Origin of the sequence: Pseudomonas sp. HD6515, assembly GCF_024971855.1 — a bacterium.
Lineage (GTDB): Bacteria > Pseudomonadota > Gammaproteobacteria > Pseudomonadales > Pseudomonadaceae > Aquipseudomonas > Aquipseudomonas alloputida.
The window spans coordinates 4614730-4633179 of sequence record NZ_CP079827.1; the positions used below are offsets into that span (position 1 = coordinate 4614730).

At 61.5% G+C, this 18450-nt stretch carries 14 protein-coding genes, 5 tRNA genes and 1 pseudogene; 8 read left to right on the forward strand and 12 right to left on the reverse strand.

Annotation, left to right across the window (positions count from 1 at the left end):
• The first annotated feature begins 91 nt into the window (after positions 1 to 91).
• Entirely contained in the window at positions 92 to 658 is a 567-nt protein-coding gene (locus tag KW568_RS21425) for a fimbrial protein (RefSeq protein WP_004575944.1), read from the forward strand.
• Positions 659 to 754: 96 nt separating this feature from the next.
• Here the strand turns inward: KW568_RS21425 and KW568_RS21430 are convergent.
• From KW568_RS21430 to KW568_RS21450, 5 genes are all read right to left on the reverse strand, one after another.
• Positions 755 to 830, reverse strand: a tRNA-Gly gene (locus KW568_RS21430).
• An 85-nt stretch (positions 831 to 915) separates the two neighbouring features.
• Positions 916 to 991, reverse strand: a tRNA-Gly gene (locus KW568_RS21435).
• Positions 992 to 994: 3 nt separating this feature from the next.
• Positions 995 to 1070 (reverse strand) — tRNA-Glu (locus KW568_RS21440).
• Between the two features lie 92 nt (positions 1071 to 1162).
• Positions 1163 to 1238, reverse strand: a tRNA-Gly gene (locus tag KW568_RS21445).
• Positions 1239 to 1240: 2 nt separating this feature from the next.
• A tRNA-Glu gene (locus KW568_RS21450) sits at positions 1241 to 1316 on the reverse strand.
• A 333-nt stretch (positions 1317 to 1649) separates the two neighbouring features.
• On the opposite strand from KW568_RS21450, the gene KW568_RS21455 reads away from it, so the two are divergent.
• Positions 1650 to 2417 (forward strand): hypothetical protein, encoded by a 768-nt coding sequence (locus KW568_RS21455; protein WP_004575943.1) that lies wholly within the window; start codon positions 1650 to 1652, stop codon positions 2415 to 2417.
• Between the two features lie 119 nt (positions 2418 to 2536).
• Positions 2537 to 3949 (forward strand): hypothetical protein, encoded by a 1413-nt coding sequence (locus tag KW568_RS21460; protein WP_177331258.1) that lies wholly within the window; start codon positions 2537 to 2539, stop codon positions 3947 to 3949.
• 511 nt (positions 3950 to 4460) lie between these two features.
• On the opposite strand, the gene KW568_RS21465 is transcribed toward KW568_RS21460, so the two are convergent.
• Together KW568_RS21465 and KW568_RS21470 are read right to left on the reverse strand one after the other, a co-directional pair.
• Entirely contained in the window at positions 4461 to 4943 is a 483-nt protein-coding gene (locus KW568_RS21465; protein WP_003247105.1) for a GAF domain-containing protein, read from the reverse strand.
• Positions 4944 to 5831, reverse strand: a complete 888-nt coding sequence (locus KW568_RS21470; protein WP_003247104.1) for an ATP-binding protein — start codon at positions 5829 to 5831, stop codon at positions 4944 to 4946.
• A gap of 204 nt (positions 5832 to 6035) precedes the next feature.
• Here KW568_RS21470 and KW568_RS21475 point away from each other — a divergent pair, with 204 nt between their 5' ends.
• The gene (locus tag KW568_RS21475; RefSeq protein WP_004575942.1) at positions 6036 to 8393 is read left to right on the forward strand and encodes a response regulator; all 2358 of its coding nucleotides are present in this window, start codon (positions 6036 to 6038) and stop codon (positions 8391 to 8393) included.
• Here KW568_RS21475 and KW568_RS21480 read toward each other — a convergent pair.
• Both KW568_RS21480 and msrB read right to left on the reverse strand, forming a co-directional pair.
• Positions 8383 to 8871, reverse strand: coding sequence for a glutathione peroxidase (locus KW568_RS21480; RefSeq protein WP_004575941.1), 489 nt, complete (start codon positions 8869 to 8871; stop codon positions 8383 to 8385). The two genes, KW568_RS21475 and KW568_RS21480, sit on opposite strands and share 11 nt — an antisense overlap.
• A 13-nt stretch (positions 8872 to 8884) precedes the next feature.
• Complete coding sequence (msrB, locus tag KW568_RS21485) at positions 8885 to 9280, reverse strand: peptide-methionine (R)-S-oxide reductase MsrB (RefSeq protein ID WP_003247101.1); 396 nt, start codon at positions 9278 to 9280, stop codon at positions 8885 to 8887.
• Between the two features lie 167 nt (positions 9281 to 9447).
• Between msrB and KW568_RS21490 the strand changes: the two genes are divergently transcribed.
• Together KW568_RS21490 and htpX are read left to right on the forward strand one after the other, a co-directional pair.
• Positions 9448 to 10659 (forward strand): pyridoxal phosphate-dependent aminotransferase, encoded by a 1212-nt coding sequence (locus KW568_RS21490; RefSeq protein ID WP_004575940.1) that lies wholly within the window; start codon positions 9448 to 9450, stop codon positions 10657 to 10659.
• Between the two features lie 508 nt (positions 10660 to 11167).
• Positions 11168 to 12055: a protease HtpX gene (gene htpX / locus KW568_RS21495; protein ID WP_004575939.1), complete on the forward strand. Its 888-nt coding sequence runs from the start codon at positions 11168 to 11170 to the stop codon at positions 12053 to 12055.
• 176 nt (positions 12056 to 12231) lie between these two features.
• Here the strand turns inward: htpX and KW568_RS21500 are convergent, their stop codons facing one another.
• Positions 12232 to 12882 carry a thiopurine S-methyltransferase gene (locus tag KW568_RS21500; RefSeq protein WP_004575938.1) on the reverse strand — a complete coding sequence of 217 codons (651 nt, stop codon included), beginning with the start codon at positions 12880 to 12882 and terminating at the stop codon, positions 12232 to 12234.
• 101 nt (positions 12883 to 12983) lie between these two features.
• Here KW568_RS21500 and KW568_RS21505 point away from each other — a divergent pair, with 101 nt between their 5' ends.
• A complete protein-coding gene (locus KW568_RS21505) occupies positions 12984 to 13751 on the forward strand; it encodes a class III extradiol ring-cleavage dioxygenase (RefSeq protein WP_064614035.1) in 768 nt (255 codons plus the stop codon).
• Between the two features lie 141 nt (positions 13752 to 13892).
• On the opposite strand, the pseudogene KW568_RS21510 reads toward KW568_RS21505, so the two are convergent.
• Positions 13893 to 15606, reverse strand: a pseudogene (locus tag KW568_RS21510) (DEAD/DEAH box helicase).
• Positions 15607 to 15923: 317 nt separating this feature from the next.
• Positions 15924 to 16679 (reverse strand): spermidine synthase, encoded by a 756-nt coding sequence (locus KW568_RS21515; RefSeq protein ID WP_003247095.1) that lies wholly within the window; start codon positions 16677 to 16679, stop codon positions 15924 to 15926.
• A gap of 116 nt (positions 16680 to 16795) precedes the next feature.
• Here KW568_RS21515 and KW568_RS21520 point away from each other — a divergent pair, with 116 nt between their 5' ends.
• On the forward strand, positions 16796 to 18142 hold the full coding sequence (locus KW568_RS21520) for a class II 3-deoxy-7-phosphoheptulonate synthase (protein ID WP_003247094.1): 1347 nt from the start codon (positions 16796 to 16798) through the stop codon (positions 18140 to 18142).
• Positions 18143 to 18450: the final 308 nt, after the last annotated feature.

An 18450-nucleotide genomic window follows, 5' to 3' on the forward strand; every position in this document is an offset into this window, starting at 1 on the left:
ACCGACAGATGACGTAGCTATTCCCTATACGGGTGAGAACAACCGGGACTCAGGCGTAACCCCCCTGCAGATCAAAGAACTTTACAGCACCATGGCACTGATCAAGACCGGACCGATCCCTACCGGGCGGCAATTCTTCAGCGGCCAGATGGTCCGTAGCCAAATCAGCTTTCTTGGCGATGCACTGAACATTCATGTCAGCGGCGTAGTGCAGCAAGCACATTGCACCCTGTTGGCGAACCCGGTGAGCGCCGACCCGGTGCAGCTGGGAACCTATACCCTCGCAGATTTCACGGGGCCCGGCAGCTACACCGATGCGAAGGACTTCTACGTCACCCTCAGCGATTGCAGAGACGACCCAGCCGGCGGTATCGCCAGCGCCTATATTCGCCTGGAAGGGGCAAAAGGGTCGGTGCCCTTGGAGCCAGCACAGGGCGTGTTCAGCCTGGACAACAAGCCGGGTAGCGCAACGGGTATAGGCATCCAGCTACTGCGTAGTAACGATAGCCCGATGCCCCTTCAGCAGGATGAAGCGGTCACGCCACTGGTTGTCGACAAGACCGTGTTGCATTTCAAGGCGCGCTTCTTTCAGACAGCGCCAACGGTGACCGCAGGGCCGGCCAACGGGGCGCTGGACTTCACCATGACCTACCGATAAATGAGCCTGGCGTGGGCACGGGAAGTGCCCACCAGGACAAAAAATATTGGCCATAAAAAAAAGGCAGAGACTTTCGTCTCTGCCTTTTTTACTATATGGAGCGGGAAACGAGACTCGAACTCGCGACCCCGACCTTGGCAAGGTCGTGCTCTACCAACTGAGCTATTCCCGCAATTTGAAGCTTTACCACGTTCGGCGTGAAGCGCCTTTACAGCCTTCACCACCACTGCACCGCATAGACGCCACAGTATTTAAACTGGAGCGGGAAACGAGACTCGAACTCGCGACCCCGACCTTGGCAAGGTCGTGCTCTACCAACTGAGCTATTCCCGCATTTGGCGTCCCCTAGGGGACTCGAACCCCTGTTACCGCCGTGAAAGGGCGGTGTCCTAGGCCACTAGACGAAGGGGACACACAACACTTTTCAGTGCACCAGAACATGAACCTCACGATTCAGCCTGGATTTTCTTTTCCTGCCCCGCCGTTAAGCAGTGCCGGAGAAACTGGAGCGGGAAACGAGACTCGAACTCGCGACCCCGACCTTGGCAAGGTCGTGCTCTACCAACTGAGCTATTCCCGCATTGGCGTCCCCTAGGGGACTCGAACCCCTGTTACCGCCGTGAAAGGGCGGTGTCCTAGGCCACTAGACGAAGGGGACACGCTACAAGCATTACTGCTTGCTTTCACTCCCTGCTGCGTTTCGCTGTGTGCTTTACGCTGCAAGTGGCGCGCATTCTATGGATGGTTCGGGGAGGCGTCAACCCCTTTGTAGAAATTTATTTAAATCAATGACTTCCGGGCACACCCAGCGCTGTTTCGGCAGCCCCGGCGGGGTTTGGCGTTGATTTTCTGGCGTCAAGTCAGCATTAATGTGCCAGCATCCAGTCATGGCACAGTTTGCCGATAGAAAAAGAGAATGGCTGTCAGGGCCTCTCGCGAGCACGCTCGCTCCTACACTCAATCATGCAAACCTATTCATGAGGCATTAACGGTGACACCACTTCTGATCACCCTGCTCATCGTGGCGGGCATCGCGTTGCTGATCGTGATCGGCTACCTCAACAATGTGGTCGAAAATGGCAAGCTTGAGCGCGCCCGGATGAAGATCGAGCTCGCCGACCGCCTGCGCCGCTGCGGCGAGATCACCGAGACGTTCCCCGGCCAGTTCATGACCCCGGCCCTCAAATTGCTGCTGACCCGCCTGGAGCTGAACCTCAACCAGCGCCTGTTGGCGGTGGACAAGCACAATGCCGAATTCAAGGCGCGCATCGCCGAACTGGAAGGGCTGATTGCCCTGGGCGACAAGATGCCGGTCAACAACCCACCTAACCCGATCCACACCGAGATCAAGGCCAAGGACGTACGCTTCTTGCTGGAGGCGCTGCACAATCAGGTGACCCGCGCTGCCCATGAGGGCTTCTTGCCTGCCGTCGAGGCAAAGCATTGGGTCAAGGAAATCCGCCATATCCTGGTGCTGCTGCATATAGAGTTCTTCAACAACCTCGGCCAACAGGCCCTGCAAAAAGGCCAGCCCGGCCAGGCGCGCCTGGCCTTCGAGCGCGGCGTACAGTATTTGCGCAAGCAGCCGGAGCCGAAAGCGTATGAAGAGCAACTGACGTATCTTGAGAAACTGCTGGCTCGGGCCAATGCCCAGGTGCTGGACCGCATGGCCCCGGCCGAGGACGAACACAACGAATTGACCGATGGGCTGAAGACCGATGAGGAGGAGACCTGGAAAAAGAAAGTCATCTATGACTGAGGCTTTGTCTGCAAGGGCGATGCCGGGTGGGCCGCTTGCCTCCTGTCAGTTCTGCCAGTTGTGAACGAACGCAAAGGGGGGCTACGGTGCATGGCAGCTAACCCAACCGCAGGTGCCCCATGGAAGCCCCTAAAACTGCCACCGCTTATGAAATGCATGGATGGCGAGCCCACCTTGTTTGCGACACAGTGGAATTGAACGAAGCGCTATCCAGGGTCCATGGCACTCATCCAGACGACCTCCCGGAAGACTGCGATACGCTGGAATTTGAGATCCCAACGTCATTGGGCTTTGCCTCGCACTTGGTCAGTTGCAGGCTGGGCCGACCACTGCTGAGTTTTTCGACCTCACCCGGAAAAGACACAATCTGTGTTCGCCGGCGATTTCTGAACTACCAACACATCACCCTACGCCGGAAGCCGGGAAGCACATCAGCCGCTATAGAGGCGATCACTGTTTCGTATGAAAGTAGCCATTTGAACTTGTTTCGTGAATTTGATGCTGCCGCATGCAAAGGACTGTACGAGCCAGGTAAAAGGGTGAGGCTTGAAATTGAGCAAGGACGATCGAGCTTCTCTATCGGCTACCCGTGGCGCGCGCAGCGGGAACGCAGTTACGACTTCGACGTGCGCTACCTGACGCTACCGCCCAGCGAGCAACATGTCACGCTGCATGACGTGGATGCGCTACCCGCCAGTGAATGGCTAATGCGTCCCTTGCGCTTCTACCCGCGGGCCTCGGAGAACTCAGCACACTCTATTTTCTATATCGCCTGGCGTGAAGACAACAATGGTATCTTCGCCCCACTCACGATGACCTCCGCGAGCGCTCCTGCTGTAAGCAAGCAACCCTACGCAACCAACACCTCGTACATGAATACCTATGTCGGCCTGGATACAGTCCCTGACGCAGGTTATAGGCTCAGCGACTTCTACAGCTTGAGCCTATTGATCCACCCACGCACTTTGCATGGCTGCACAGGGGCGAAAGAACTCGACAATGTTATGTGTGGCCTGTTCGAGAAAACCCCACCTTCCATAGTGGCCGTTGAGGCGGGCACGCCCCCGGCCTCTGGTGTGGCGCCGCTCGTCAAGATGGTGAGTGCAAGCGAGTTATATAATAAAGCCTCAAACCCAGGTGCAGAAGCCAGCAACCAGGAACCTGTATGGATAGATGTTGTACCCACAGGCAATCTCACCTTTCCTCTGTACAGTACTTATGTGGTGCTCAATAGAGCGCCAACACATGAGTTCAAGTTAAGCAAAAGCGGCGACAAGCTAAAACTGGTTATGACTCACCTCGACGCCAATGGGCTCGAGCGTGAAGTCGATCCGCTTGCCACTGAATGGAGCCTCTTGGCAGGCGGTGGGCAGATTGATGCCGACGGGGTCTTCACGCCAAGCTCATCGAACAAGTTCGCGGTGATACTCGCCATCGAACCCAACCCAGAGCACCATTTCTGGGCGGTGGTGATCGTGCCCGTTCCATTGATGTCGGTGGATGATTTCCTGAAGCTCACCAGAAGGAGTTGAACCGCTGCAAGCGGTATGACTCACCCACATCGGTTACAAATCAGTTCACGCACATAGGTAACAGTCTTTTACTGGCAAGGTCGGTTTTCGAGGATCTGACCAAGCCTTGGCGAGAGCTGAAACCTATGGACCTGAAAATGCTTTTCATCGCGGATTACCTGCAGGGGCCGCCCAGTTCAGGTCGTCCACCTGGTTATACAGAAATGGCGATGAAGTCACGCTCGTCGGCGAACAGCACCTGCACTTGCGCCGCCAGAAAGGGCCGGGGCTGCTGGCCAGTATTCCTGGTCATTCATCGTTGCCGCCGCCACCGTATTCGCGGGTAAACCCGCTCCTACACGGGGGTGGAAACGCATCGGTGGCCAGACACAGGCCGTTGTAGGAGCGGGTTTACCCGCGAAAGGGCCGGGTCTGCTGGCCAATATCCCTGGTCATTCACCGTTGCCGCCGCCACCGTATTCGCGGGTAAACCCGCTCCTACAAGCGAAGAGGCCGGCACAGGCAACATCGATCAGCAGTCAGTCAACGCCAGAAAGATCGCCGCCAACCGCTCCAGCCCCACCTGGTCCGCCTCGCTGAACCGCCCGACCGTCGGGCTGTCCAGGTCCAGCACGCCAATCAACCTGCCGTCCTTCACCAACGGGATCACCAGCTCGCTGTTGGAGGCACTGTCACAGGCAATGTGGCCAGGGAATGCATGTACATCCTCGACCCGCTGGGTCTGCCGCGTTGCCGCCGCGGCACCACACACACCTTTACTGAACGGAATGCGCACGCACGCCACCTGGCCCTGGAACGGGCCCAGCACCAGCTCTTCGTTGCGGTTGAGGTAGAACCCCGCCCAGTTCAGGTCGTCCACCTGGTTATACAGAAACGCGGAAAACTGCGCGGCGTTGGCGATGAAGTCACGCTCGTCGGCGAACAGCGCCTGCACTTGCGCCGCCAGCAGGTTGTAGCCGTCGAGGCCGGCGCCACTGGCATTGAGGTCGATCATTTACTTTTGCTCCAGCAATTGCAGCCCGACCCAGTAGCGGGCGAACTGATAGGCACAACGGCCATTACGGTTACCGCGGCCGGTGGCCCAGCGCACGGCGAGGATGTCGAGTGCTTCGGTGCGCTGCCACACAAGGCCCGCAGGTTGTGCCAACTGGCCAATCCAGTGCTCGACAACGTTCAGGAAGTGGTCCTGGGTAAACGGGTAGAACGACAGCCACAGGCCAAAACGGTCAGACAGGGCAATCTTGTCCTCCACCGCTTCGCTGGGGTGCAGTTCGCCGTCCACACGCTTCCAGTTCTCGTTGTCGCTCTCCTTCTCGGGCACCAGGTGGCGGCGGTTGGAGGTGGCGTACAGCAGCACGTTGTCCGGGGCCTGCTCCAGCGAGCCGTCGAGCACACTCTTGAGCACCCGGTAGTCGCCCTCCCCGGCTTCGAACGACAGGTCGTCGCAGAACAGGATGAAGCGTTGCGGCAACTTCTGCAGTTGCTCGACCACCCGTGGCAGGTCGGCCAGGTGGTCACGTTCGATTTCGATCAGGCGCAGGCCGGCGCTGGCGTGCTCGGCCAGCAAGGCACGTACCAGCGACGACTTGCCAGTACCGCGCGAGCCCCACAGCAGCGCGTGGTTGGCTGGCAGGCCGTTGATGAACTGGTGGGTGTTGCGGCCCAGCTGGTCGCGCTGTTTGTCGACGCCGATCAGGTCGGTCAGGCGGATGTCCAGGCTGACGTCCAGCGGCAGCAGGTAGCCGCTGCGGCCATCACGCTGCCAGCGCGCGGCCAGTGTGGTGCCCCAGTCGATGTGCGGGCGTTGTGCCGGCAACAGGGGTTCAAGGCGCGCCAGTACCGATTCGGCGCGGTCCAGAAAAGCGATCAAGCGAGCGTCCATGACGACTCCTAACAATTTCAGTTTTTTGGGGGCCGCTGCGCGCCCCTTCGCGGGCTTGCCCGCTCCCTCAGGGCTTGCCTTCAGCCTGGGGCTAAGCTGTACCTGTGGGAGCGGACAAGCCCGCGAAGGGACGCCAAGCGGCCCCCGCTTGGCGATCAACTGAAATGAACAGACAGACCCACCAGCAGCCGGGGCTATTCGGCTATGCTTGCGCAGCGCAAGGAACGGGAAACCGGCTCGGGACTCATGGATATCAAGTTCACCAATCGCCTGTCATACAAGCAAGCCCGGTTGACAGTCCTGGTCGGCTTCATCCTGGGAACATTGCTCAGTCTCATCCAGATCGGCATCGATTATGCCAGCGAAGACGCGTCCATCAACCGTGAAGTGAACGCGTTGCTGCAAATCAGCCACAACCCGGCCTCGCGCATCGCCTACAACATCGACTCGGAACTGGCGCTGGAGCTGACCCGCGGCCTGCTGCAGTCGCCGGCCGTCATCCGCGCACGGCTGATCGACAACAACGAAACGGTACTGGCCGATGTCGAGCGGCCAAAACTGCAGGACCGCTCCCGGCCACTCAGCGACTTCCTGTTCGGCGAGCAACGCCAGTTCAAGGAGCGCCTGTACCTGACCCACATGCCGGAGCAATACCTGGGCACCCTGTACCTGGACATCGACACCTTCGCCTTCGGCAGCCGCTTTCTCGACCGTGCCGGCATCACCCTGCTCAATGGGTTCGCCCGCAGCCTGGTGCTCACCGGCCTCCTGTTGGCGCTGTTCTACATGATGCTGACCAAGCCGCTGGTGACGGTGATTGGCGCACTCAGCGGCAGCGACCCGCGCAAACCCCGGCAAACGCGCCTGGAATGCCCACACGGACACGAGCATGACGAAATCGGCGTGCTGGTGAAGGTCGCCAACCAGCAGTTCATCAGCATGGCCACCGAGATCGAACAGCGGCGCACTGCGGAAAACCGTCTGACCCAGTACCTGAACGAGCTGGAAGACATCGTGTCGGCGCGCACCAACGAGCTCAAGGCCAGCAACAGCAGCCTGAGCCTGTCCAACCAGGAGCTGGAACAAGCCCGCAGCCGAGCGCTGGACATGGCCCAGGCTCGCGCCGCCTTCCTGGCCAACATGAGCCATGAAATCCGCACCCCGCTCAACGGCATGCTGGGCATGATCGCCCTGGCGCTGGACAACCCGCTGCCCAGCGAGCAACGCCAGCAACTGGCTATCGCCCATGACTCGGGCAAGGTGCTGGTAGAGCTGCTGAACGATATTCTCGACTTGTCCAAGTTCGATGCCGGCCAGCTGGAACTGGAACGCATTGCGTTCGACATGGGCTCGATGGTGGAAGACACCGCCAACCTGCTGTCGCAGAACACCGCGCAAAGCGTGGAACTGACCTGCCTGATCGCCAGCGACTTCCCCAGCAGCGTGCTCGGCGACCCCACACGCGTGCGGCAGATCGTCAGCAACCTGCTGTCCAACGCGCTGAAGTTCACCCGCTTCGGCCGTGTCGATGTGCGCTTGATGGCCATTGTCGGTGGTGTACGTCTTGAGGTACGGGATACCGGCATCGGCATCCCCGAAGACGCCCAGGCGCGCATCTTCCAGCCCTTCACCCAGGCCGGTGCCGGCATCACCCGCCAGTACGGTGGCACCGGCCTGGGCCTGGCGTTGACGCGCAACCTGTGCAAGGCCATGCAGGGCCACCTGCACATTCGCTCCGAGCCGGGCTTTGGCAGCTGTTTTACCGCCGAGTTGCCGCTGACCGTGCACACCGAAGCCATCCCGCCGGCGCCCTTGCATGGCCGCGTGGCCGCACTGAGCGCAGCCGGCAGCGGGCTCAATGAACTGTTGCAGCACTTGCTGCCTGCCTGGGGCCTGACCTACCAGCGCCATGACAGTTGCGCCACGCTGGATGCCGCAGTGATCGACCTGTTGATCACCGACGACGTCGAGCACCTGTTCGAACTGCGCCCGGCATTGAAAACCCCGATTCTGCTGGTGACTGCCTATGGCAACTTCCTGCCCAACGAGCAGTCCTTGGCTTTGGCCCCGCTGCACCAGCTGGCCCGACCATTGGCACGCAACGCCCTGTACCAGACCCTGCGCCGCACCTTGCAAGGCCATGAGCCCGAACACCCGCTGGCCATCCCGGCCATTACCCAGGAGCAAGGCCGTGCGAGGATCCTGCTGGTAGAGGACAACCCGGTGAACCAGCTGGTGGCCAAGGGCATGCTGGCCAAGCTCGGCTGCCAGGTGCAACTGGCCACCCAGGGCGCGGAGGCCCTTGAGCTGCTGGCGCGTGAGGAATTCGACCTGGTGCTGATGGACTGCAACATGCCGGTGATGGACGGCTACGAGGCCAGCCGGCGTATCCGCCAAAGCGGTCGCTGGCCCGAGTTGCCAATCGTCGCCCTCACCGCCAACGCCATGCCCGAAGAGCGCGAACGCTGCCGGGCGGCGGGCATGAACGACTACCTGGCCAAGCCATTCCGCCGCGAAGAGCTACTGGCCCTGGTTGACCATTGGGTGCCCTTCAGCGGCTGAGCAAACGCTCGATGTCCGCCTGCAGGGCCTGTGGCTTGGTGGAGGGGGCATAGCGCGTGACCTGGCCACTGGCCGGGTCGACCAGAAACTTGGTGAAGTTCCACTTGATCTTCTGGCTACCCAAAATACCCGGGGCGCGTTGCTTGAGTTCGACGAACAGAGGGTGAGCGCCCGGGCCGTTGACCTCGACCTTGCGAAACAGCGGAAAACTCACGCCGAAATTACGCTCGCAGAACTGCGCAATGTCCCGCGCATCGCCAGGTTCCTGCTTGCCGAACTGGTTGCACGGAAAGCCCAGTACCACCAGACCACGGTCGCGGTAGGCCTGCCACAGTTGCTCCAGGCCCTTGTACTGCGGGGTAAAACCGCACTGGCTGGCGGTATTGACCACCAACAGCACCTTGCCCGGGAAGTCGCCCAGCGTCTTGTGCTCGCCGCTCAGGGTCACGCAGGGAATGTTCAGCATCGTTGCAGCCATGATCGGGCTCCGGTCAGTCGCGCGGACGAAGGTCGATGCACACCGAGTTGATGCAGTAGCGCAGGCCGGTCGGTGGCGGGCCGTCAGGGAACACATGCCCCAGGTGCGCATCGCAACGGGCGCAGGTGACCTCGGTGCGGATCATGCCGTGGGAGGTGTCGCGAATCTCGATCATCGCGCTGTCCTCGATCGGGGCGTAGAAACTTGGCCAACCACAGCCAGCGTCGAACTTGGTCTGCGCATCGAACAGCGCCAGGCCGCAGCAAATGCAATGGTAGATGCCATCGCGGCGCTCGCTGTTGTACTTGCCGCTGAATGGCCGTTCGGTGCCCTTGAGGCGGCAGACCTGGTACTGCTCGGGGTCGAGCATCGACCGCCATTCGTCCAGGGTTTTTTCGATCTTTTTCATGTAGAAACCTCGGCAGGCTGAATTTCACCCCACACCGTCTTTTCCGGGGCGCGGGTGGCACGTATATTAGTTGGCTTCGTGTGCCAGGCGTTCAGTCTGGCACCCGCTTCCTGCCCTTTCAAACCTTTCGGCGGGGCGTAGCGCGTTTTCTCAATCGGGATCCCATCATGCAGTTCAGCAAATCGAACAAGCTCGCCAATGTCTGCTACGACATTCGCGGCCCAGTGCTCAAGCACGCCAAACGCCTGGAGGAGGAAGGCCACCGCATCCTCAAGCTGAACATCGGCAACCCGGCGCCGTTTGGCTTCGAGGCGCCTGATGAAATCCTTCAGGATGTGATCCGCAACCTGCCCACCGCACAGGGCTACAGCGACTCCAAAGGCCTGTTCAGTGCCCGCAAGGCGGTGATGCAGTACTGCCAGCAGAAAGAAATCGAAGGCGTCACCATCGAGGACATCTACCTGGGTAATGGTGTGTCCGAGCTGATCGTCATGTCGATGCAGGCGCTGCTCAACAACGGCGACGAAGTGCTGATCCCGGCCCCCGACTACCCGCTGTGGACTGCCGCCGTGAGCCTGGCCGGCGGCAAGCCGGTGCACTACCTGTGCGACGAGCAGGCCGACTGGTTCCCTGACCTTGAGGACATCAAGGCCAAGATCACCCCGAACACCAAGGCGCTGGTGATCATCAACCCGAACAACCCGACCGGCGCCGTCTACTCCAAAGAGCTGCTGCTGGGCATGCTGGAGCTGGCCCGCCAGCACAACCTGGTGGTGTTCTCCGACGAGATCTACGACAAGATCCTGTACGACGAAGCCGTGCACATCAGCACCGCCTCGCTGGCCCCGGACCTGCTGTGCCTGACCTTCAACGGCTTGTCCAAGTCGTACCGAGTGGCGGGCTTCCGCTCTGGCTGGCTGATCATTTCCGGGCCCAAGCACCACGCACTCAGCTACATCGAAGGCATCGACATGCTGGCCAACATGCGCCTGTGCGCCAACGTGCCGGCCCAGCATGCCATCCAGACCGCGCTGGGCGGCTACCAGAGCATCAACGACCTGGTGCTGCCACCGGGGCGCCTGCTGGAGCAGCGCAACCGCACCTACGAACTGCTCAACGACATCCCCGGCGTCAGCTGCGTGAAGCCGATGGGCGCGCTGTATGCGTTCCCGCGGATCGACCCGAAGGTTTGCCCGATCCTCAACGACGAGAAGTTCGCCCTTGACCTGTTGCTGTCGGAGAAGCTGCTGATCGTACAAGGAACGGCGTTCAACTGGCCGTGGCCGGACCACTTCCGCGTGGTGACCTTGCCGCGGGTGGATGACCTGGAAGCAGCCATTGGCCGGATCGGCAATTTCCTGAAGGGTTATTCGCAGTAGGGTTCGACGGGGGGGCGCCGGGGGCCACGAGAGGTTCGACGCGGGATTGGTGGTGGGGCGCAGATCGAGCGCCGCCCGCGCGGCGCTTCGCGGGTAAACCCGCTCCTACGTTTGTTTCGGGCCAATTATGCCTGTGGGATTTGCGCGCGAACGCCCTGGCGCATGGCTCGATATCGCGTCGTACAAACAAGGCGATCGCGCGCGCCTGGCACAGGATGGACTGGCCCGAAACAAACGTAGGAGCGGGTTTACCCGCGAAGCGCCGCGCGGGCGGCGCTCGATCTCACAGGCGCCACACCCCTTGCGGCAAACACCCAGCGGCCTTGACGCAACCCCAAGCCGAATGTTTCTTACATCCTGCAACGCTCTATCCCACAGCCCCCACGCCATCCTCTGCCATACTCCGCCGTACACAGTTTGAAATAGTCCCCCGATTGAATCGGCGCGGCAGGCCCCTTATATACCCCGCAGTAAGCGACAACTCATCCGTCAGGAGAACGTAACAACCATGATGCGCATTCTGTTGTTTGTAGCCACCAACCTCGCGGTGGTGCTGGTTGCAAGCATTACCCTGAGCCTGTTCGGTTTCAACGGGTTCATGGCCGCCAACGGGGTCGACCTGAACCTCAGCAGCCTGCTGGTGTTCTGCGCCGTGTTCGGCTTTGCCGGCTCCCTCGTCTCGCTGTTCATCTCCAAGTGGATGGCGAAGATGACCACCGGCACCCAGATCATCAGCCAGCCGCGCACCCGCCACGAGCAGTGGCTGCTGCAAACGGTCGAAGAGCTGTCCCGCGAAGCGGGCATCAAAATGCCTGAAGTGGGTATCTTCCCGGCTTACGAGGCCAACGCCTTCGCCACCGGCTGGAACCGCAACGACGCGCTGGTCGCGGTGTCCCAGGGCCTGCTGGAGCGCTTCTCGCCCGATGAAGTGCGTGCGGTACTGGCCCACGAAATTGGCCACGTTGCCAACGGCGACATGGTCACCCTGGCGCTGGTGCAGGGCGTGGTGAACACCTTCGTGATGTTCTTTGCCCGCATCATCGGCAACTTTGTCGACAAGGTGATCTTCAAGAACGAAGAGGGCCAAGGCATTGCCTACTATGTAGCAACCATCGTTGCCGAGCTGATCCTTGGCATCCTGGCCAGCATGATCGTGATGTGGTTCTCGCGCCGCCGCGAATTCCGCGCAGACGAAGCCGGTGCGCAACTGGCCGGTACTGCGGCAATGATCGGCGCCCTGCAGCGCCTGCGCGTGGAACAAGGCCTGCCAGTGCACATGCCTGACACCATGAAGGCTTTCGGCATCAATGGCGGCCTCAAGCACGGCCTGGCAGGGTTGCTGATGAGCCACCCGCCGCTGGAAGAACGCATTGAGGCCCTGCGCCGCCGCGGCTGATCCACCTGAGAAAAAAAAGGGCGACTTCGGTCGCCCTTTTTTATTCCCGGCCTTACGCAGCTTCTGTGGGAGCGGGCGCGCCTGCGAACACCGGCAAAGCCGGTGCCATCTAACGCGCCGCCTGGTTCGCGGGCACGCCCGCTCCCACATGGGCCGGGTCAGCCTGCCCTACCTGCTTACCGGCTGAGCCGGTACACCCGCTCCAACAAACTCGACGCCCCGGCCTGCACAAACTTCGGGCTCTCCTCAATCACCTCAACAGCCTCCAACTGCTCCACCTGCCACCCCGCAAACCCCTGCCTCAGCTCTTCATCCCTGACCGAAAACGGCGGCCCGGCCAACAATGACTGGTCATACTCCAGCGTCACCACCAACCCCCGGCAGCTTGTCGGCAGCAACCCCGACAACAGCTGCATATACCGCGCACGCATCTGCACCGGCAGCGCAATCACCGCCGCCCGGTCATACAGCCCCACGCAGTCAGCCACATCCTCTGCCCGCAAGGCAAAGAAGTCGCCACACCACAGCTGCACATCTCCACTGCGCCAAACCTCGAATGCGCCCTGCTGCCGCACCTCGGCCTCAAGCCCGTGCTCACGGAAAAAATCCTCCACCGCCCGCCGCGACAGCTCCACACCCAATACACGATGGCCCTGACCGGCCAGCCAGGCCAGGTCCAGGCTCTTGCCACACAACGGCACCAGCACGCGGCTGCCGGGCGCCAACTGCAGCTGTGGCCAATACGTCTGCAGATAGGGGTTCACCTGCGCCTGGTGAAAGCCGATCTGGTTATCGGCCCACCGCTGCTGCCAGAACGCTGGTTCCATGATTACTCCCGATTTTTAGATGATTTGTCGGTAAAACTTGGTTTGGATTTCGATCTGTAGTTAATCGATGATGGTTGCATCTTAACCTTCAGGACCCCGCCATGCTGCCCAGCCTGTTCATTTCCCATGGTTCCCCCATGCTTGCCCTGCAACCCGGCGCCAGCGGGCCGGCACTGTCCGGGTTGGCCAACGCCCTGCCCCGGCCGAAAGCGATCGTGGTGGTGTCGGCACACTGGGAAAGCCGCGAGCTGCTGGTCACCGGCAGCGCACAGCCCGAAACCTGGCATGACTTCTACGGTTTCCCACCGGCCCTGTATGCGGTGCAGTACCCGGCGCCGGGCGAGCCCGGGCTTGCTGGCCAGGTCAGTGAGCGGTTGAAGGCTGCGGGGTTACCCGCGCACCTGGACATGCAACGCCCATTCGACCATGGCGCCTGGGTGCCACTGTCGCTGATGTACCCGGATGCGAGCATTCCCGTGGTGCAGGTTTCACTGCCCAGCCACATGGGGCCGGCGCTGCAGCTAAAAGTGGGCCAGGCACTGGCGGGGTTGCGTACCGAGGATGTACTGCTGATAGGGTCAGGCAGCATTACCCACAACCTGGGTGAGCTGGACTGGCATGCAGGGCCGGATGTGATCGAGCCATGGGCGCTGGCGTTCAGGGATTGGGTGGTAGACCGGCTGCAGGAGGATGACCAGGCGGCGTTGCTGGATTACCGGCAGCAGGCGCCGTTTGCGGTGCGCAACCATCCCAGTGATGAGCATTTGCTGCCGCTGTTCTTTGCCCTCGGGGCCGGGAGCAAGTTCGGCGTGGTGCATCAGGGGTTTACCCTGGGCGCGCTGGGGATGGACATCTATCGGTTCGACTGAAGGGCCTCTTCGCGGGCAAGCCCGCTCCTACAGGTACTGAAATCTGTGGGGTACCTGTAGGAGCGGGCTTGCCCGCGAAAGGGCCGGTACAGGCAAAAAAAATCCCCGACCTAAGCCGGGGATTTTTTCGTTACGCCAGGATCAATCCTCGCGGTAGCGACGCAGCTTCAGCTGCTTGCCAGCCACGCGGGTGTCCTTGAGCTTGGACAGCAGCTTCTCGAGGCCGTCTTCCGGCAGCTCGACCAGGCTGAAGCTGTCGCGCACCTGGATGCGGCCGATAGCGTCACGCGCCAGGCCACCTTCGTTGAGGATCGCCCCCAGCAGGTTCTTGGCAGCGATGCCATCACGGGCACCCAGGGCGGTACGGCAACGCACGCGGCCTTCGGCCAACGGCAGCGGTGCACGGCGCTCACGATCACCACGGTCAGGACGCTCGCCACGCTCACCGCGCTCGGTACGCTCACCACGCGGGGCGAAGCTCGGCACCAGTGGCTGCTCGCGCTCTACCGCCGCCAGGTCCAGCGCCTGGCCATTGGTGGCCTTGCGCAGCAGGGCCGAAGCCAGGGCACGCGCGCTGCAACCCAGGTCGGTGGTCAGGCGGTCGAACAGCTCGCCGTGGGTGGCTTCTGCTTCGGCTACCAGCGGCGCCAGGCTCGAGGTCAGCTTCTTGATGCGGGCATCCAGCACGGCCTGGGCATTCGGCAGGCGCGCTTCGGCAACCTTCTGCCCGGTAACACGCTCGATCACCTGCAGCATGCGGCGCTCACGCGGGGTAACCAGCAACAGTGCACGGCCATCGCGACCGGCACGGCCAGTACGGCCGATACGGTGTACGTAGGATTCCGGGTCGTACGGCATGTCAACGTTGAACACGTGAGTGATGCGCGGTACGTCCAGGCCACGGGCAGCGACGTCGGTGGCGACGACGATGTCCAGGCGGCCATCCTTGAGCGAGTCGATCACGCGCTCACGCTGGTTCTGGGCGATATCGCCGTTCAGTGCAGCAGCCTTGTAGCCTTTGGCTTCCAGCGCGGCGGCCAGGTCCAGGGTGGCTTGCTTGGTACGCACGAAGGCGATCAGCGCGTCGAACTCTTCCACTTCCAGCAGACGCAGCACAGCCGGGATCTTCTGGTCCGCGTGGACCATCAGGTGGGCCTGCTCGATCGCGGTAACGGTCTGGGTCTTGGTCTGGATCTTGACGTGCTTGGGTTCACGCAGGTGACGCTCGGCGATCGAACGGATCGACGACGGCAGGGTAGCGGAGAATAGTACGGTCTGACGGGTAGCCGGGATTGCGTCGAAGATCACTTCGAGGTCGTCCATGAAGCCCAGCTTCAGCATCTCGTCGGCTTCGTCCAGTACCAGGTACTGTACGGTCGACAAGACTTTTTCGTCACGACGCAGGTGGTCGCACAGACGGCCCGGGGTGGCCACGACGATTTGCGCGCCGTTGCGGATCGCACGCAGCTGTGGGCCCATCGGGGCACCACCGTAGACGGCGACAACGTTCACGCCCGGCATCTGCTTGGCGTAGGTTTCGAAAGCGGTAGCAACTTGCAGCGCCAACTCACGGGTTGGCGCCAGGATCAGGGCTTGCGGTTCGCGCTTGCTCACATCGATCTTGTTCAGGATCGGCAGGGCGAAGGCAGCGGTTTTGCCGGTGCCAGTCTGCGCCTGGCCGATCATGTCGTGACCGGCGAGGATGATCGGGATCGATTGTTGCTGAATGGCGGACGGCTCTTCGTAGCCGGTAGCCACAACGGCAGCAACAATGTTCGGGTTAAGATCGAGAGCGGCGAAGCCGCCGGTTTCCTGGGTCATGGGTCTGCCTCTAGGTGCATCCGCAAAGACCCATGCTCCAAAGCTGCACATGCCTTGAAAGACCGTCAGGTCACCCAGGCAGCTTTGGCGGCGGGGATTTGCGAAAACGATTGAAAAAGAAAACTTGGGAAGGTCCGCCTAGCGGACGCGCAGCCGAAGCTGGACTCGGAGGATTTGCACCACCTGATTTTGAGGTCCGCTAAAAGACCGGCGCGTACTATACCTGAAATAGTCGCGTACGTGAGGAATATTTTCATGGAGGCAGGTCCAGTATCGGGCCATCAAGCACGACAGGCTGAATCGATAATCCCCTGAAGCCTGGCGCGCTCGGTGTCGGCGCGCGTCAGCCACTCACGTCGCCGGCCGAATCTCGCGGATCAGCCCCTCGAGGCTGTACCCTAAACGCGGCGCCAGCGCCTCGGCCCGGGCTCTCAAACCGTCCAGGTCCAGCGACTGCTCCAGGTCTGCCGGCACCAGCAAAATCACATTGCCCTCCTTCACAGGCAGTTCCCAGTAATGCCGGTGGTACAACCCGCGCAACAACGCCGCGCCCAGCGGCCTGCCATCATCGGTGGCCCACTGGTTGATCACCAGCCAGCCGCCCGGGTTCAGGTGCTGCTGGCAGTTCTCCAGAAAGTTCCACGCCAGGTGCCCGACCCCAGGACCATGGTCGGTGTACAAGTCAACGAACAGCAGGTCGGCCTTCTCTGCCGTGGGCAGCAGCTCCAGGGCATCGCCGATGCGCACATACAGCCGCGGGTCGTCGTCCAGGCCCAGGTAATCCATGGCCAGGCGCGGCACATCCGGGCGCAGCTCGATGGCCTCGATGTCTTCCAGCGGCAGGAACTTCATGCAGGCCTGGGTCAGCGTGCCGGCGCCCAGGCCCAGAAACAGTGCACTCTCAGGCAGTTCGTGGCACAGCGCCCCCACCAGCATGGCGCGGGTGTAGTCGTACTCCAGCCAGCTGGGGTCGGCGGTGAACACACAGCTTTGCTCGATCGCATCGCCGAATTCCAGAAAGCGGTAGTCGTCTACTTCGTACACGCTGATGACGCCAAACGCATCTTCCACCCGTGCCAGCAGCCGCTCTTGCCGTTCCGCCGTCATGTCCACCACCCGCCTGCGCAAAAACGCGCATTGTCCGCCAACACCCTTGATGCAACAAGCGCAGCGCCAACTGTTACCATGGCCCATAGCCTACAACCGACAAGACCGAGCCCAAGATGAACCAACCGTGGAGCCCCGACAGCTGGCGTGCCCTGCCGATCCAGCAGCAACCGACCTACCCCGATGCCGCGCACCTGCTGAAGGTTGAACAGACCCTGGCCAGCTACCCGCCGCTGGTGTTCGCGGGTGAGGCGCGCGAGCTGCGCCGGCAGTTCGCCGAGGTCACCGAAGGCCGTGCCTTTCTGCTTCAGGGCGGCGATTGCGCCGAGAGCTTCGCCGAGTTCTCGGCTGCAAAAATCCGCGACACCTTCAAGGTGTTGCTGCAAATGGCCATTGTCATGACCTTTGCGGCCGGCTGCCCGGTGGTGAAAGTGGGGCGTATGGCCGGGCAGTTCGCCAAACCGCGCTCATCTGGCGATGAAACCATTGGCGACATCACCCTCCCCGCCTACCGTGGCGACATCGTCAACGGCATCGGTTTCGACGCCAAAAGCCGCATTCCGGACCCGGAACGCCTGCTGCAGGCCTACCACCAGGCCACCGCCAGCCTCAACTTGCTGCGCGCGTTCGCCCAGGGCGGGTTTGCCGATCTGCACCAGGTGCACAAGTGGAACCTGGACTTTATCGCCAACTCGGCGCTGGCCGACAAGTACCACCAGTTGGCCAATCGCATCGATGAAACCCTGGCGTTCATGCGTGCCTGTGGCCTGGACAGTGCGCCGCAACTGCGCGAAACCAGCTTCTTCACGGCTCACGAAGCGCTGCTGCTGAACTATGAAGAAGCCTTCGTGCGCCAGGACAGCCTGACCGGCGACTACTACGACTGCTCGGCGCACATGCTGTGGATCGGCGACCGCACCCGCCAGCTCGATGGGGCCCATGTGGAGTTCCTGCGTGGCGTGCACAACCCGATTGGGGTCAAGGTTGGCCCGAGCATGAACCCCGAAGAGCTGATCCGCCTGATCGACACGCTCAACCCGGCGAACGACCCGGGGCGTTTGAACCTGATCGTGCGCATGGGCGCGGGCAAGGTTGGCGACCACTTGCCGGGGCTGATCCGCACTGTCGAGCGCGAGGGGCGCAAGGTGCTGTGGAGTTCCGATCCGATGCACGGCAACACCATCAAGGCCAGCAGCGGTTACAAGACCCGCGATTTTGCGCAGATTCTGGATGAGGTGAAGCAGTTCTTCCAGGTGCACCAGGCCGAGGGCAGCCATGCTGGCGGTATCCATATCGAGATGACTGGGCAAAACGTCACCGAATGCATCGGCGGTGCCCGGCCGATCACCGAGGATGCGTTGTCTGACCGGTATCACACCCATTGTGATCCGCGGATGAATGCTGATCAGTCGCTGGAGTTGGCATTCCTGATTGCCGAAACCCTCAAGCAGGTACGGCGCTGAGCGCTTTTCGCTTTTGATCTTGCTTCTAAGTGCGCGGTAGTTCAGGCAACGCAGATTGCGACTTCAGGAGGCCTTGCGGCCATCGCAAATGGACTGTACGCCCGATCAGAACCAGCGCTTAAGCTTTTGGGCTTTTGGGCCTTTGGGTTGTGCGCTTTCACATCAAGTAGACATTCATTCACGATGTAGGCGCCTATTCACCTTTCCGCCCTTCCGGCGGGTTACTTTGGTCATGGCCAAAGTAACCAAAACCGTCGGCTCCCATCATCCGGCCCCTACGCTACGCTCCGGGGTCCCCTCGCTCCGGG

Bases quoted from the DNA above. Each gene is read 5' to 3' on its own strand.
- KW568_RS21425 (WP_004575944.1), top strand. From the start codon at position 92: ATGGCACTGATCAAGACCGGACCGATCCCTACCGGGCGGCAATTCTTC.
- KW568_RS21460 (WP_177331258.1), top strand. From the start codon at position 2,537: ATGGAAGCCCCTAAAACTGCCACCGCTTATGAAATGCATGGATGGCGA.
- KW568_RS21465 (WP_003247105.1), bottom strand. From the start codon at position 4,943: ATGATCGACCTCAATGCCAGTGGCGCCGGCCTCGACGGCTACAACCTG.
- KW568_RS21470 (WP_003247104.1), bottom strand. From the start codon at position 5,831: ATGGACGCTCGCTTGATCGCTTTTCTGGACCGCGCCGAATCGGTACTG.
- KW568_RS21475 (WP_004575942.1), top strand. From the start codon at position 6,036: ATGCTTGCGCAGCGCAAGGAACGGGAAACCGGCTCGGGACTCATGGAT.
- KW568_RS21480 (WP_004575941.1), bottom strand. From the start codon at position 8,871: ATGGCTGCAACGATGCTGAACATTCCCTGCGTGACCCTGAGCGGCGAG.
- msrB (WP_003247101.1), bottom strand. From the start codon at position 9,280: ATGAAAAAGATCGAAAAAACCCTGGACGAATGGCGGTCGATGCTCGAC.
- KW568_RS21490 (WP_004575940.1), top strand. From the start codon at position 9,448: ATGCAGTTCAGCAAATCGAACAAGCTCGCCAATGTCTGCTACGACATT.
- htpX (WP_004575939.1), top strand. From the start codon at position 11,168: ATGATGCGCATTCTGTTGTTTGTAGCCACCAACCTCGCGGTGGTGCTG.
- KW568_RS21500 (WP_004575938.1), bottom strand. From the start codon at position 12,882: ATGGAACCAGCGTTCTGGCAGCAGCGGTGGGCCGATAACCAGATCGGC.
- KW568_RS21505 (WP_064614035.1), top strand. From the start codon at position 12,984: ATGCTGCCCAGCCTGTTCATTTCCCATGGTTCCCCCATGCTTGCCCTG.
- KW568_RS21515 (WP_003247095.1), bottom strand. From the start codon at position 16,679: ATGACGGCGGAACGGCAAGAGCGGCTGCTGGCACGGGTGGAAGATGCG.
- KW568_RS21520 (WP_003247094.1), top strand. From the start codon at position 16,796: ATGAACCAACCGTGGAGCCCCGACAGCTGGCGTGCCCTGCCGATCCAG.